The sequence below is a fragment of the Stenotrophomonas capsici genome (assembly GCF_034961085.1).
Classification (GTDB): Bacteria; Pseudomonadota; Gammaproteobacteria; order Xanthomonadales; family Xanthomonadaceae; genus Stenotrophomonas; species Stenotrophomonas capsici.
The window spans coordinates 425,895-440,728 of the sequence record NZ_JAYFUH010000249.1 but is presented as its reverse complement, the minus strand read 5'-3'; the positions used below and the strand labels follow the sequence as shown (position 1 = coordinate 440,728).

Sequence of the window (14,834 nt, the reverse complement as noted above, 5' to 3'; positions counted from 1 at the left end):
GGCCGCCGTCACCCGCGCGCCCTCACTTCCGCCCCGATTCCTCAGAATTCCCGGGCAAGCCGCAGCGACACCTGGCGGTTTTCAGCACGCGGCCCAAACCGCTGGTCATAGCCCAGCGACAACCGCGCCTGTGCACTCATCCATGCCTCAAGCGACGTCCCGAACAGGCCACCCGAACGCCACGGCTGCACGCCATCCAACGGTGCCCAGGCATCGATGCCGACGAAACGGGCATCCAGGGCCAGGCCGCTCTGCTGCAGGGCCTGCTGCCATTCGGCGTACCCGTTGAGGGCAACGCGTTTCCAGCGGTAGCTACCGCGCATGCCTGCCAAGGCCTGCAGGCGGCGGCTGCTCCAGGCCTCACTGCGCAGGCCGAAGCCCTGGCCGCCCTGCTCATGGAAAGCGTCGTTGTCGATGCGCGCGTACTCCACGCCGAGGTAGGGCATCCATTGCCTCGCCGCCGTCCCGAAGCGGTAGCCACTCTCGATGCTGCCGCTCAGGAACCGGCCGCCGTACCGCGACTGCACGCCAGCGCGCTCACTGCCCAGCAACAGGCCCCGGTCCAGCTCCCGCTGGAACCGGCCGAACCCGGCCTGGCCCAGCAGATAGGCCTGCCCGAACCCCCAGCCGGCATACACCTGCGATTGTGTCTGGCGGTCACGGCTCCGCTCCAGTGACGTGCCGCCGGCATCGTTGGCGCGTGTCTGGCCGAAGGCGAAGCCCAGTACCCCGTTGCCGGCGATGGCGACATCACGGCCCATCATCCAGCCACCGACGTTGTAGTCGCTGCCCAGGTACCCGCCCTGCCCTCCGCCGCCCAGCGCGCGCATCCAGGTCCCGTCAGCTGCCGGGGCTGCGCCCTTGCCAGCGAACTGGCTGGACAGCGCACGCCGCTGCATGTCGATGCTGTCGAAGGTCATTGTCGTTGCAGCGGCATGAGCACGTCCGGACAGGCTCTCCAGGCTCCGCTCCAACCCCGCGAAACCGCCATCCACCCGCTGCAACGCTGCTGCCGCCGTCGCGAACGGGGATGCCTGCGCCGTCGCGTCGGCATCCAGCAGTTCGAACGCCTGCTCCACGCGCTGTGCGGACGATCGCGCCGCGCTCCCTGCTCCGGCTGCCGCTGCAGCACGGGTCACGCTGACCCGGTCCAGCACCAGCCAGGCGTGGTTGGCGTCGTATCCGTAATGGCTTTCCAGCAGGCTAAGGCCCGTGTTGCCGGTCACCACCGGTGCCGGGGTGAATTCGCCGCTCACGCCCCCACCCGCCTGGACCAGGTCCTGGCGCTTGCCGTCCTGCGCCACATAACCACCGACCATCCCGTTGATCTGCACGCCGCCGGCCAGGGTCGCCGTGCCGGTGACCTGCAACGCCTGCGTGCCCAGCGCCACCATCAACAGGGCATTGGAGCGCTGCACGTAGTTGCCTTCGATCGTGCCCGTGCCGTCCCCGGCCAGCAGGATCACGCTGCCGCCGTTGTCCACGTTGCCCGTCACCCGGTTGTCACCGGACATGAACTGCAACGCAGCGGCGGACGGAGTGGATTGCGCGGTGATGGTGACCGCTGAACGGATCGAGCCGCCATCGCGCAGGGCCAGCGTGCCGCGCTCGATGCGGGTTGTGCCGGCATAGCTGTTGGTGCCGGTCAGCACCAACGCACCGACGCCGGTCTTGACCAGCCCGCCAGCCCCACTGATCGGGTTGCGCCATGTCGAATCGAGCCCGGTCTGATCGACGTTGACGGTCACATCGCCCCAGTCGAACCTGCCCGGCCCTAGGACGGCCTTGCCGACGTTGAGCAGGCCGTAGCCGAACACCGCGTCGGGGCCCGGCGCGCCAAGGTCGGTGGCCGTACCCAGCAGGGTCTGTCGCACCAGGTCGTTGTTGAAGTACGGGAACGCCTCCCAGACCAGCGCGGCGGCACCGGACACCAACGGCGCCGCATACGAGGTGCCGCTGCCGTAGAAGTACTGCAGGTTGCCGGCGGTACTCCCGTGACCGACGAAGGCCGCCGTCCCCGGCGCCACCAGGCAGTAGCTCTTCGCCACGCCGCAGGCATTGGAATAGCTGGCCAGCTGGGTCGGCTTGGCGGTATCCAGCGCCGCCACCGCCAGCCACCCGCGTTCCAGGTCCGCTGCCGGCAGGCTTCCGTCCACACCGGCCTTGCTTGGCAATGCGGCGGTGTCGGACGGGTTGCCACGCGACTCGTTGCCGGTGGCGAACACCACCAGCCCGTCGTGGTCGACGACGAAGGGGCGGTACTCGGCGGCGATCGCGGCGGTCGCGCTGGCGCGGGTCCAGTACAACCCGCCCCAGGAGTTGTTCATGATGCGCACGCCGGCATTGATCAGGTCCTGGTGCACCGATGCCATGCCCAGGGCCCCGGTGACTTCATTGCCCTGGCCGGAACCATCATCGCGGGGCCTCTCGTCGGCGATGATCCGCGCCGACACGATTTCCGCCCCTGGCGCCACGCCTCCGGGCCAGCTGCCGGCGGCCGCACCCGCGGCCAGTTGCGCCACCGTGGTGCCGTGCCCCACCACGTCATCGACGGTCAGGTTGTTGGGCGGCGAATCCAGGTAGGTGTAGTTGGCGACCACCCGCCCAGCCAGCGTCGGGTGATTGCGCATCACCCCCGAATCAACCACACCGATGCGCAGGCCCTTGCCGGTCAGGCTACGGGCCTGTGCGGCACGCGTGTTGGTCAAAGCCAGGTGCGCATCGAACGCCGGCTGGGGCGTGGTCGGCGGATCGGGCGTGGGCGGCGGCGGGGTCGCCGGTGGCGGGCTGGACTTGCTGCCACCTCCGCCGCCGCATGCCCCCAACGCCAGCACCAAGGCCACCGACAGCCCGTGGCGGATCGTCTTCGTCGTCATCGCCCTCTCCCGGCGCACGCAGCGCCTTACGATGCAATTGCCAATTCAGGTAATACCGGCAATCGGCCCGGTCATCCCCACCTTCTATACTGCAACGACAGTCCGTCCCCCTGATGGATGTGCCGATGGTCCAATGGGCCTGCCACCGGGGACGTTCGATAATTGCCGCAAGATATAACCGAGATTGCCCATGTCCGACATCGTCATCGCCGCCGCCAAGCGCACCGCCATTGGCTCCTTCCTTGGCCAGTTCAACGGCGTCCCCACCCCGACCCTGGGTTCGGCCGCGATCAGCGCCGCCCTCGCCCAGTCCGGCGTTGCCGCTGGCGACGTTTCCGAAGTGATCATGGGCTGCGTGCTGCCCGCCAACCTGGGCCAGGCCCCGGCCCGCCAGGCCGCACTGGCCGCCGGCCTGCCGATCAGCACCGGCGCCACCACCCTCAACAAGGTCTGCGGTTCGGGCATGAAGGCCATCATGCTGGGCCATGACCTGATCAAGGCCGGCTCGGCCAGCATCGTGGTGGCCGGCGGCATGGAGTCCATGTCCAACGCCCCGCACATGCTGCCCAACTCGCGCACCGGCAACCGCTACGGCAACTTCCAGGCCGTGGACCACATGGCATGGGATGGCCTGACCAACCCGTACGACGGCCAGGCCATGGGCGTGTTCGCCGAAGCCACCGTCAGCAAGTTCGGCTTCACCCGCGAGGAGCAGGACGCCTACGCCATCGAGTCGGTCAAGCGCGCCCAGGCCGCCCAGGCCAACGGTGCCTTCAACGACGAGATCGTTGCGGTGAAGGTCGCCACCCGCAAGGGCGAGGTCGAGGTGGACCAGGACGAGCAGCCCGGCAAGTCGGACATCGCCAAGATCCCGACCCTGCGCCCGGCCTTCAAGAAGGACGGCAGCGTCACCGCCGCCAGCTCGTCCAGCATTTCCGACGGCGCCGCCGCGGTGGTCCTGCTCTCGGCCGACGATGCCGCCAAGCGTGGCGTGCAGCCGTTGGCCCGCATCGTGGCCCATGCCACCTTCTCGCAGGAGCCGGAATGGTTCACCACCGCCCCGCTCGGCGCGATCGGCAAGGTGCTGGAAAAGGCCGGCTGGAGTGTGGCCGACGTGGACCTGTTCGAGATCAATGAAGCCTTCGCCGTCGTGGCCATGGCGCCGATCCGCGAAATGGGCATTCCGCACGGCAAGGTCAACGTCAATGGCGGTGCCTGCGCACTGGGCCACCCGATCGGCGCCTCGGGCGCGCGCCTGGTGGTTACGCTGGTAAATGCCTTGCGCACGCGCGGCCTCAAGCGCGGTGTCGCATCGTTGTGCATCGGCGGCGGCGAAGCAACCGCAATTGCCATCGAATTGATCTGATTGGAATTTCTCAGATTTTCTCAAACCTGAATGCGTACCCGCTTGACACCCCAAATGGGCTTGTCATCATGTTCCCGGCGCGCAATGGCGCGTTGCCAAATTTCACGACGAGGATTCACAAATGAGCATCAACAAGCTGCTGATCGCGATGACCCTGGGTCTGGCCCTGGCTGCCTGCTCGAAGCAGGAACAGGCTGCTGACGCTGCCGCCGACGCCAACCAGGCCGCCACCGAAGCCCAGGCTGCTGCTGACCAGGCTGCCACCGCTGGCGCCGCCACCGCTGACGCCGCTCAGGCTGCTGCCGACACCGCCGCCACCGCTGCTGACGCCGCTGGCGACGCTGCCCAGGCTGCTGCTGGCGCCGCCACCGACGCCGCTGCCGGCGCCGCTGCCGACGCTGCCGACGCCGCCAAGGACGTCGCTGCTGAAGCCAAGGACGCTGCTGAAGAAGCCAAGAAGTAATAACTTCTGCTTCCACGCTTGTCTTGAAAAGCCGCTGGTTCGCCAGCGGCTTTTTTTATTGCCGGCGTCCGGCGCGTTGACAAGATCTGAATACGTGTCGCCCTAGATTGTGGCCGGGTTCCCACACAAGGAGAGACACGATGAAGCTGCTCACCCCGCTGCTGGCCACCAGCCTGGTACTGGCCCTGGCTGCCTGCAACAACCCCGATGCCGAGCAGGCCAAGCGTGATGCCGCCGCCGCTGCCGACAATGCCGCCGCCGCGGCACGCAACGCGGCGGACTCGGCTGCCGATGCAACCCGCGATGCCGCGCACGAAGCCGCCCAGGCCACCCGTGATGCCGCCGCCGAATCACAGCAGGCGCTGGACAAGGCGGCCGATGCCACCGCCCAGGCTGCCCGCGACGCTGGCAGTGCCGCCAAGGAAGCCGCCGCCGATGCCGACGCTGCAGCCAAGCAGGCCGCCGCCGACGCCAGCGCGGCAACCGCCAACGCCGCGCAGAAGGCCGCCGACCATGCGCATGACGTCGCCCAGGATGCGCGCGCCAAGGCTGACGAAGCCAAGCATTGACGTGAACCGCCACGCGGCCGCCTGAGCGCGGCTGCGTGGCGTTCTTCCCGCAGGCCCGAAGCTTTGCCGCCGAAGCGGCCTCATGCGGCAGCTTCGCCGCTGCGGCAACGACGAACGGTTCAGGCCGGCAACGCGCGCGCCAGGATCCCTGCGAAGGGCAGGTCGGCGGGCAGTTGCCCGTAGACGCCACCACTGCGCGCAACCCGCGACTGCACGAACGCCTCCGCCAGCGGGCTGCCGGCTTTCCGCAGCACCGCGGCCTGCAGCAGCACCGCCAACCGTGCCACCAGCGAGCGCGCATCGGCCTCGGCCACCTCGCCGGCGGCCAGTTGCACGCGCAGCGCCTCCAGCGCAGCGTCATACGCCCCGCCCTGCCCTTCGGCCTGCTGCAGTTCATCCAGCAACGCCTGCAGTGCGCGCGGCTCGCGCGCCAATGCACGCAGCACGTCCAGGCACTGCACGTTGCCGCTGCCTTCCCAGATCGAGTTCAACGGTGCCTGCCGGTACAACCGCGGCAACATCGACTCCTCGACATAGCCCGCGCCGCCCAGGCATTCCTGGGCCTCATTGACGAACGCGGGAACGCGCTTGCAGACCCAGAATTTGCCGATCGCGGTGGCGATGCGCGCGAACGCGGCCTCGGCCGGCTGGGTCGGGGCGGCGTCCACCGCCCGTGCCACCCGCATCGCCAATGACGTGGCCGCTTCCGATTCGATGGCCAGGTCCGTCAGCACGTTGGCCATCAGCGTGTGTTCGACCAGCCGCTTGCCGAACGTGCGCCGGTGCCGGGCATGGTGCAGCGCCTGTGCCAGCGCCATGCGCATCTCCGCCGCCGCACCGAGCATGCAATCCAGGCGGGTGAGCATGACCATCTCGATGATGGTGGCCACGCCCCGCCCTTCCTCGCCCACCCGCCGCGCCCACGCCCCGCAGAACTCCACTTCGCTGGAGGCGTTGGCCCAATCACCCAGCTTGTCCTTCAGCCGCATCAGGTGGAAGGCATTGCGACGGCCGCACGGCAACCGTCGCGGCATCAGCAGGCAGGTCAGGCCACCGGGGGCCTGCGCCAGCACCAGCCAGCCATCGGACATCGGTGCCGAGAAGAACCACTTGTGGCCGACCAGGCTGTATTCCCCGTCGGCGGCCAGTGGCGTGGCCGTGGTGGTATGGCCGCGCACGTCCGAACCGCCCTGCTTTTCGGTCATGCCCATGCCCAGCGTGATGCCGACCTTGTCGCCGATCGGCAGGTCGCGCGGGTCGTAGAAGGGCGCGGCGGCCTTGTCGGCCCAGTCGGCCAGCGCCGGCTCCTGCCGCAGCACCGGCACCGCGGCATGGGTCATGGTCAACGGGCAACTGGTCCCGGCCTCGGCCTGGTGGTGCAGGTAGCTCAGCGCCGCCCGCGCCACATGCCCGCCCGGACGCGGGCGATGCCATGACAGGCCAGCGACGCCGTGGGTTTTGGCGGTGGCCATCAGCTGGTGGTATGCCGGATGGAAATCCACCGTATCGATGCGATGCCCCTGCGCATCGTGGGTGCGCAACTGCGGGCGCTGGCGGTTGGCCTCGAAACCGGCGCGGTACAGGTCGCCGCCGGCCAGCGCGCCGTAGTGGCGCAGTTCGGCACTGAAGAACGCCGCACCCTCGCGCACCACCGCCTGCTGCAGGGCCAGGTCGTCCTGCCACAGGTCCCGCCCGCCGAAGGGGGGCACCTGGTTGTCGACGACGTGGGTTTCGAACGGTGGCGGCTGCGATGACATGGCGTCGGCTCCCTGGGTCTGACGCCCGATTCTGCCGCATGCCCGCCAAGGGCGTGCTAACGGCCGTGGTGTTCCTGCAACGCGGCGATGAAGGCCTCCTCCAGCGGCAACCTGCCAAACAGGCCGTGCTGGGTGCCGCTGAGCACGCGCAGCATGTGTCCGCGGCCGCCCGGCATGCGCCCCATCGGCTTGAACAACAGGTCGCGTGCGCGCGCCACCCAGTCGCGGTCGGACTGGAACACCGGCGTCAGCCAGCGGCTCCAGAACTGGTACATGCCCACGTGCGCCTTGCGCTGCGCCTGGTAGCGGGCCAGCGCCACATCGACGTCGTCCTCGGCGCGCAGCACGTCGCGCAGCGCCAGCGCATCCAGCAGCGCCATGTTCACGCCCTGGCCCAGCTGCGGGCTCATCGAATGGGCCGCGTCGCCGGCCAGCACCAGCCGCCCCCGGTACCAGCGGTCCATCACCGCGTCGCGGTAGCTGGCCCGCGCCAGCTGGGACTGCACGGTGACACCGTGCAGACGCGCGCGTGCTTCGGGCCACAGTTGCGCGATCTCTTCCAGCCACGGCGCCAGCCCGGCCTGCTCCCAGGCCGCAAAGCCATCACGCGGCAGGCTCCAGAAGAAGCTCAGGCGCGGCGTGTCGTCGCCCGGGCGGGTCCCCACCGGCAGCAGCCCGATCATCTTGCGCGCGGCCACGTAGCGCTGCCGCAGTTCGTCGGCGAATGCCCAGTCATCGGCCGGCAACAGGCACCACAGGGCGCCCCACGGATAGACGCGGTCCAGCCGCGTACCCCGCACCTGCGCACGCAGGCCCGACGCCGAACCGTCGGTGGCGATCACCAGGTCGAACGGGCCATGCCAGTGGCCATGCTGGTCCTGCACGCGCCGGGTACTGTCATCGATGGCGGTAATGCGGCTGTCCACATGCAGCGCCGCGGATGCATCCCAGGCCTGGTCCAGCAGCGCGAACAGGGCGCCGCGCTGCATGCCCACGCCGTACAGGCGCCGGTCCAGCCCGGCGTAGGTCATGTCCATCACCGCCCGCCCGCAGGGCGTCTCGCCATACAGGCGGCGCACCACTGCGCCATGCGCGAACACCTGCGGCAGCAGTTGCATCTGCCACAGCACCTGCAGCCCGGTCGGCTGTAGCAGGAAGCCCGCGCCCACCGGCCCCGGCCGCGGCACCTGCTCGAACACCTGCACCCGGTGCCCGTCCCGGCTCAGCAGCACCGCCAGCGACTGGCCGGCCGTGCCGTAACCGACGATGGCGATATCCAACGACTTGCGCATTCCCAGTTCTCCCTGGCCCGGCCACGGCCACTAAAAAAAAACCCCGCCTCAGCGGGGTTTTTTCGGCACAACCGAGTGGATTACTCGGCCGGCGTGATATTGGAAGCCTGGGCACCCTTCGGGCCCTGGGTCACGTCATACGTGACGCGCTGGCCTTCCTGCAGGCTGCGGAAGCCCTTGGAATTGATCGCGGAGAAGTGCGCGAAGACATCGGCGCTGCCGTCCTCCGGTGAGATGAAGCCAAATCCCTTGGCGTCGTTGAACCACTTGACGGTACCGTTCGGCATGGTGATGCGAGACCTTGTTCGATGAATGGATTGATGCACGCTGAATGAAGCGCACGGACGGAGTATGCAAAGCTTGGGCCGGGAAGACAATCACCCCCGGGCCAGTTCTCCGACCAAAGTCGGCAAACCCGCAGAGGCGGCGTCCACGTTGGCCAGCACCTCGGCCATGGTGATCTCCCCGGCGTCGCCGCAGCCGGCGGCCCAGTTGGCGATGATCGCCAGGCAGGCGTATTCCAGCCCCAGTTCACGCGCAAGGCCCGCCTCCGGCATGCCGGTCATGCCCACCAGGTCACAGCCATCACGGCGCATCCGCGCGATTTCCGCGTTGGTCTCCAGGCGCGGCCCCTGGGTGGCGCCGTAGCAGCCACCGTCCTGCACCACCACGCCCCTGGCCTGCGCGGCGGCCAGCACCTTGGCACGGAAAGACGGCGTGTACGGATGGCCGAAGTCCACGTGCAGCACCTCGCTGCCTTCCTCCTCGCTGAGCGTGGAGATACGGCCCCAGGTGTAGTCGATCAACTGGTCCGGGCAGGCCAGCACGCGCGGGCCGAACTGCTCGGTGATGCCACCGACGGTGTTCAGTGCCAGCACCCGGGTCGCGCCCAGCTGCTGCAGCGCGGCCAGGTTGGCGCGGTAGTTGATCTTGTGCGGCGGGATCGAATGGCCCTCGCCGTGGCGGGCCAGGAAGGCCACGCGCTGGCCGTTGAGCAGGCCGACCCGGACCGGGCCGGACGGAGCGCCGTAGCGGGTTTCCACCTCATGGGCCTGGACATCGTCCAGGGCGGCGAGCTTGTAGACACCGGTGCCGCCGATCACGGCCAGGGCGATGGGTTCCATGTTTGTTTCCTGAAGGTACGGGTACGCAATGGGGCCGGGCCGCGCCTGCGCACGACCGGCCCCACGTTTGGACAGCACGCACCCGGACCCGTCCGGTCCGGGTGCGGCTTCGTGCTTGTTACTGCTTCATCGCGTAGATGGCCGGCAGCGAACGCAGCGACTCGTCCACGTCCATGCCGAAGCCGAACACGAAACGATCCGGCAGGTTCACACCGGCGTAGTCGGCCTTGACGCCCGCCAGGCAGCGGTCGTGCTGCTTGACCGTCAGCACCGCGATGCGCACGTCGGTGGCACCCTGCTCCATGCACCAGTCACGCACGCCCTGCAGGGTGAAGCCCTCGTCCAGAATGTCGTCGACCAGGATCACGCGACGGCCGAACAGCGCCGACACCGGGCGGTGCTTCCAGACCAGCTCGCCGCCGGTCTCGCCGTGGTAGCGCGAGGCCTGCATGTAATCGAACTGCGCGTCCTGGCCACGTGCGCCCAGTTCCAGCGCGAGCTGGCCGGCGAACGGCAGCGCGCCATTCATGATCGACAGGAACACCGGAACCTCGCCCTTGTAATCGCGCGCGATGGCGTCGGCGATACCGGCAATGGCCTTGTCGATGGTGGGACGGTCGACCAGCAGGTCGGCCTGGGCCACCGCTTGTTCAAGAGTGAGTTTGGACATCAGACAGTTCTTCCAAGGTTTTCAAGCAGACGGTTACGGGTATCGCCATGGCGGGTATCGGCGAGCAGGCCGCCCCAACCCATCGCGCCACGGCCGATCAGGCCGAGCAGCGCGGCGGTATTCAAGCTGCGGCCGGCCACGGCCTGCAGCGATTCTTCGACCAGTTCCGGGTGGCAGACCAGCACCACGTCGCAACCGGCATCTAGGTGGGCATCGACCCGGGCCTTGACGCCACCGGCGGCGAACGAGGCCGCCATGCCGATGTCGTCGGAGAACACCACGCCGCGGAAGCCCATGTCCTGGCGCAGAATCTGGTTGATCCAGCGCGGCGAATAGCCAGCCGGCTCGGGCGCGACCTGCGGGTAGATGACATGGGCCATCATCACCGCATCGGCGCCCGCGGCGATGCCTGCGCGGAACGGTACCAGATCATGCGTTTCCATTGCCTGCAGCGGACGCGGGTCCACGGCGGTATCGACGTGGGTGTCCTCGCGCACCGTGCCGTGCCCGGGGAAATGCTTGAGCGTGGCGGCCATGCCGACCGAGTGCATGCCGCGCACGTACGCCGCGGTCAGCGCGGCCACGGCCTGCGGGTCCTCGCTGAAGGCGCGGTTGCCGATGGCCAGGTTGCCGTGGCCGACATCGACCACCGGCGCGAAGCTCAGGTCCAGCCCGCTGGCGCGGATCTCGCTGGCCATCAGCCAGGCGTGCTGCTCGGCCAGGGCCAGCGCCGCTTCCGGGTCGGTGGCGAACAACTTGCCGAAGCCGTCCAGCGGCGGCAGATCGGCGTAGCCCTCGCGGAAACGCTGCACCCGTCCGCCTTCCTGGTCCACCGCCACCAGCAACGGACGCGCGGCGGCGGCACGGATCGCCGAGGTCAGCTCGACCACCTGCGCACGCGAGGCGAAATTGCGCTTGAACAGCACCACCCCGGCCACGGCATCGTGCTGCAGCCAGTCACGTTCCTGGGCGGTCAGTTCGGTTCCGGCGACGCCGATCAACAGCATGCAAAGACTCCTGGTCGCCGCAGGCGGCGGCGAAGCCGTGCATTGTCGCAGATGGCGCCAGCGCCGTCAGATGCTGCAGCCGTCCGGACCGCAGGCCTGTTCATCCTGTGCCGGGGCCGGCGCCAGCTCGGCGGCAACCTTGGCCAGTACCTCGGCGAACACTTCCGGCGGCTGCGCGCCCTGAACGGCATAGCGGCCGTTGATGACGAAGGTCGGCACCGACTGGATGCCCAGCGCCTGCGCCTGGCCCAGCCCGGCACGGACCTCGTCCATGCCCTCGTCCGAGGCCAGCAACGCCTGCACACGCTCGGCCGGGATGCCGCCGGCCGCCGCCGCGTCGGCCAGCACCTGCGGGTCGGCCAGGTTGCGGCCCTGGGCGAAATGGGCCCGGAACAGCGCCTCCCCCACGGGTGCCTGCACGCCTTCACGCCCGGCCAGCCACAGCAGCCGGTGCGCCGGCAGCGTGGTCACCTTGACCTGGCCCTGGTCGAAGTCCATCGGCAGGCCCTCGGCCTGGGCGGTGGACTGGGTCTGGGCCAGCATCTGGTTGGTGCGCTCCACGCCACCGAACTTGGCGGCATAGGCCTCGCGCAGCGGCACCGGGGTTTCATCGGCATCGGGGGCCAGCAGGAACGGATGCCAATGCACCTCGATCTCCGGGGCCTTGTCGCCCAGCAGCGCCAGGCCGCGTTCGAAACGGTGCTTGCCGATCCAGCACCAGGGGCAGACCACGTCGGACCAGATGTCGATGCGCATGGGGATTCTTCTTTTCGCAAAGGGGATGGATCAGCCTAGCGGAGTCTGCGCCGTCGGCGTTGCGGCCTGATGGATTGGATCGTGCCGTGGATGGGATGGTCGAGCGTCACCCCTCCCCAGCCCTCCCCTTGCCAGCGGCAAAGGGAGGGGGCGGTTCGTGCAGCGCGCTCAGATCACAGCGAAGCCCGCTCTGGGCCCTGCCCTTTGCCCATCGGCAAGGGGAGGGTTGGGGAGGGGTCTGCCGTTCCGCCGTTCAGCCCTTCCCGCTTCGCGGCCGAGGCCGCCCCTACCAGCGGGTGTAGGGGTGCGAAGCCAACGCCAGGTTGTAATAACGCAGCTCGTCGGTCACTTCGGCACCCGCCCAGCCCGGCCTGTCGAACGCCTGGTCAGCGCTCTGCAGCTCCACTTCGGCCACCACCAGCCCGGCGTTGTCGCCGAGGAATTCATCCACTTCCCACAGCAGGCCGCCGTGGTGGACCAGGTGGCGGCGCTTGTCGATCAGCCCACCCACGCACAGCGCCAGCAGATCGCGCGCGTCACCCACCGGGATCGGGTAGTCGAACTCCTGGCGGGTGTGGCCCAGCTCGCGCGACTTGATGTTCAGGTAGGCCGCGTCGCCCTGGATGCGCACCCGCACCGAAGCCTTCTGCGCACCGCTGTCCATCGCCGCGGTGTCGTTGATGTAGCCCTGCGCCATCGGGATGACCGCATGCGCGGCGGCACGCCAGTCGTCGTTGGTGACCAGGAACTTGCGCTCGATCTCGATGCCCATGGCTTACTTCTTCTCGAAGACGGCGATGCTTTCCACGTGCGCGGTGTGCGGGAACATGTCCATCGCGCCGGCACTGACCAGGGTGAAGCCCTGCTCGTTGACCAGGTAGCCGGCATCGCGTGCCAGCGAGCCCGGATGGCAGCTGACGTAGACGATGCGCTTGAATTGTTTCAGCGGCAGCTGCTGCAGCACGTCGATCGCGCCCGAGCGCGGCGGGTCCAGCAGCAGCTTGTCGAAGCCCTGCTTCATCCACGGCGTGTTGCCCTGGTCCTGGGTCAGGTCGGCGGCGAAGAACTGCGCGTTGTCCAGGCCATTGCGCTGCGCGTTCTCACGCGCACGCGCCACCAGCCCGGCCTCGCCCTCCACGCCCACCACTTCGCGCACGGTGCGTGCCAGCGGCAGGGTGAAGTTGCCCAGGCCGCAGAACAGGTCGAGCACGCGCTCGTCCGGCTGCGCGTCGAGCAGGGTCAGCGCATGCGCGATCATCTGCTGGTTGAGCTTGGCATTGACCTGGATGAAGTCCAGCGGACGGAACGCCAGCTCCACGTCCCATTGCGGCAACGCGAACGACAGCGGTACGCCTTCGGCCGGCCACAGCGGGTGCACCGACTCCAGCCCACCGGGCTGCAGATAAATCGCGAAGCCGTGCTCCTGGCCGAATGCGGCCCATGCCCGCGTGTCGGCATCGGACAACGGCTGCAGGTGGCGCACGGTCAGCGCGATGGCGGCATCGCCACCAATGAACTCGATCTGCGGGATGTCGCGCTTGCCGTCCAGTGTCTCGATGAAGGCAGACAGCGCCGACACCTTGGTGCCGATCTCCGGGATCACGGTCAGGCACTGGCCCAGGTCGGCGACGAAGCGCGGGTCCTGCTCGCGGAAACCGACCAGCGTCTTGTCCTTCTTCTCGACGCGGCGCACCGAGAACCGCCCCTTGCGACGGTAGCCCCAGGCCTCGCCCGACAACGGCGGCAGCACGGTGCCCGGCGTGACGTGACCGATGCGCTCCAGGTTGTCCATCAGCACGCGCTGCTTGGCGATGATCTGCTGCGGCTCGTCAAGGTGCTGCAGCACGCAGCCGGCGCAGACGCCGAAATGCGGGCAACGCGGCGCGACCCGGTGCGGCGAGGCGGTGATCACCTCGACGGTGCGTGCCTCATCGAAATGGCGACTCTTGCCGGTCTGCTCGGCCATCACCGTTTCCTGCGGCAGCGCGCCGCTGATGAAGGTCACCTTGCCGCCCTCGCCTTCACGGCGGGCAACGCCGCGGCCGTCGTGGCTCAGGTCGAGGATGTCGGTCTGGAACGGGGTCTTGTCTATGCGGGATCTGGATCGGGCCACGTGGCGAACGGCTGCGGGCAAAAGGGGGCGTATTGTCGCAGAAGCGGGCCGGGAGGAACCCGGCCGCTTGCGCCTGACGATCCTGCGGCTAATATGCAAAAGGACGCTGGCATGGAGGCAGCAGATGAATACGCAACGACAGGGAACCATCCCGCACCTGCTGCTGGTCGAGGACGACATGACCAGCCAAGGTTTTTTCCAGTTCGCCCTTGAATCGCTGCCAGCGACGGTGGACATCGCCGACTCGTTCGCCAGCGCGCTGCGTCGCGCCGAATCCGCGCATTACGACCTGCTGCTGATCGACGTGAACCTGCCCGACGGCGATGGCCCGAGCCTGCTGCAGCACCTGCGTGCCCGCGATCCGCAGGTGACGGCGCTGGCCCATACCGCCGATGCCAGCAGCGAAATGCAGCAGAACCTGCAGCGCGCGGGCTTCAGCGAAACGCTGATCAAGCCGATGAGCCGCGAAACGCTGCTCAAGGCGATCCGCCGCACGCTGGCCAAGTCCGCGGCCAACAGCAACGAAGTGGACGACAACCAGGAAGTCCCGGACTGGGACGAGACCGTGGCGTTGAGCGCGCTGAATGGGCAGCAGGCACACCTGCGCGCCCTGCGCGAGCTGTTCCTGTCCGAACTGCCCAACGCGCGCGATGCGGTGCGCCGCGCCCTGGAGCACCAGGACGAGGACGAGGCCCGCAGCCAATTGCACCGGCTCAAGGCCAGCTGCGGCTTCGTCGGCGCGCTGCGCCTGGCCCGGGCCGTGCGCCAGTTGCATGCCCATCCGGGCTCGGCACCGGCACGCCAGCAGTTCGAGCTGGCCGTCGGCACGCTGCTCCGCTGA

The 14,834-nt window shown here is 68.6% G+C and carries 14 protein-coding genes; 4 read left to right on the top strand and 10 right to left on the bottom strand.

The window, feature by feature from the left end:
- Positions 1-41: 41 nt before the first annotated feature.
- Positions 42-2,876, bottom strand: a complete 2,835-nt coding sequence (locus VA603_RS15115; protein WP_323439335.1) for a S8 family serine peptidase — start codon at positions 2,874-2,876, stop codon at positions 42-44.
- A 190-nt stretch (positions 2,877-3,066) separates the two neighbouring features.
- Here VA603_RS15115 and VA603_RS15110 point away from each other — a divergent pair, with 190 nt between their 5' ends.
- The 3 genes from VA603_RS15110 (at position 3,067) to VA603_RS15100 (ending at position 5,274) form a co-directional block, all read left to right on the top strand.
- A complete protein-coding gene (locus VA603_RS15110; protein WP_323439334.1) occupies positions 3,067-4,242 on the top strand; it encodes a thiolase family protein in 1,176 nt (391 codons plus the stop codon).
- A gap of 121 nt (positions 4,243-4,363) precedes the next feature.
- Positions 4,364-4,705: a hypothetical protein gene (locus tag VA603_RS15105; protein ID WP_132865173.1), complete on the top strand. Its 342-nt coding sequence runs from the start codon at positions 4,364-4,366 to the stop codon at positions 4,703-4,705.
- Positions 4,706-4,845: 140 nt separating this feature from the next.
- Positions 4,846-5,274 carry a hypothetical protein gene (locus tag VA603_RS15100; RefSeq protein ID WP_313251548.1) on the top strand — a complete coding sequence of 143 codons (429 nt, stop codon included), beginning with the start codon at positions 4,846-4,848 and terminating at the stop codon, positions 5,272-5,274.
- A 119-nt stretch (positions 5,275-5,393) separates the two neighbouring features.
- Here the strand turns inward: VA603_RS15100 and VA603_RS15095 are convergent, their stop codons facing one another.
- The 9 genes from VA603_RS15095 to rlmD all read right to left on the bottom strand — a co-directional run bounded on the left by VA603_RS15095 (position 5,394) and on the right by rlmD (position 13,993).
- Complete coding sequence (locus tag VA603_RS15095) at positions 5,394-7,031, bottom strand: acyl-CoA dehydrogenase family protein (RefSeq protein ID WP_323439333.1); 1,638 nt, start codon at positions 7,029-7,031, stop codon at positions 5,394-5,396.
- Positions 7,032-7,087: 56 nt separating this feature from the next.
- A complete protein-coding gene (locus tag VA603_RS15090) occupies positions 7,088-8,323 on the bottom strand; it encodes an FAD-dependent oxidoreductase (protein WP_132865176.1) in 1,236 nt (411 codons plus the stop codon).
- An 80-nt stretch (positions 8,324-8,403) separates the two neighbouring features.
- Positions 8,404-8,610 carry a cold-shock protein gene (locus VA603_RS15085; RefSeq protein ID WP_005410590.1) on the bottom strand — a complete coding sequence of 69 codons (207 nt, stop codon included), beginning with the start codon at positions 8,608-8,610 and terminating at the stop codon, positions 8,404-8,406.
- A gap of 90 nt (positions 8,611-8,700) precedes the next feature.
- Positions 8,701-9,447, bottom strand: a complete 747-nt coding sequence (locus VA603_RS15080) for an S-methyl-5'-thioinosine phosphorylase (RefSeq protein WP_132865177.1) — start codon at positions 9,445-9,447, stop codon at positions 8,701-8,703.
- Between the two features lie 118 nt (positions 9,448-9,565).
- Positions 9,566-10,117: a hypoxanthine-guanine phosphoribosyltransferase gene (locus VA603_RS15075; protein WP_132865178.1), complete on the bottom strand. Its 552-nt coding sequence runs from the start codon at positions 10,115-10,117 to the stop codon at positions 9,566-9,568.
- Complete coding sequence (gene nagZ, locus VA603_RS15070) at positions 10,117-11,124, bottom strand: beta-N-acetylhexosaminidase (protein WP_323439332.1); 1,008 nt, start codon at positions 11,122-11,124, stop codon at positions 10,117-10,119. Before nagZ ends, VA603_RS15075 begins: the two co-directional genes overlap by 1 nt.
- Before the next feature lie 66 nt (positions 11,125-11,190).
- Positions 11,191-11,880 (bottom strand): DsbA family oxidoreductase, encoded by a 690-nt coding sequence (locus tag VA603_RS15065; protein ID WP_323439331.1) that lies wholly within the window; start codon positions 11,878-11,880, stop codon positions 11,191-11,193.
- Positions 11,881-12,166: 286 nt separating this feature from the next.
- On the bottom strand, positions 12,167-12,652 hold the full coding sequence (locus VA603_RS15060) for a CYTH domain-containing protein (protein WP_323439330.1): 486 nt from the start codon (positions 12,650-12,652) through the stop codon (positions 12,167-12,169).
- Positions 12,653-12,655: 3 nt separating this feature from the next.
- A complete protein-coding gene (gene rlmD, locus VA603_RS15055) occupies positions 12,656-13,993 on the bottom strand; it encodes a 23S rRNA (uracil(1939)-C(5))-methyltransferase RlmD (protein ID WP_323439329.1) in 1,338 nt (445 codons plus the stop codon).
- Between the two features lie 124 nt (positions 13,994-14,117).
- Here rlmD and VA603_RS15050 point away from each other — a divergent pair, with 124 nt between their 5' ends.
- The gene (locus VA603_RS15050) at positions 14,118-14,834 is read left to right on the top strand and encodes an Hpt domain-containing response regulator (protein ID WP_132865183.1); all 717 of its coding nucleotides are present in this window, start codon (positions 14,118-14,120) and stop codon (positions 14,832-14,834) included.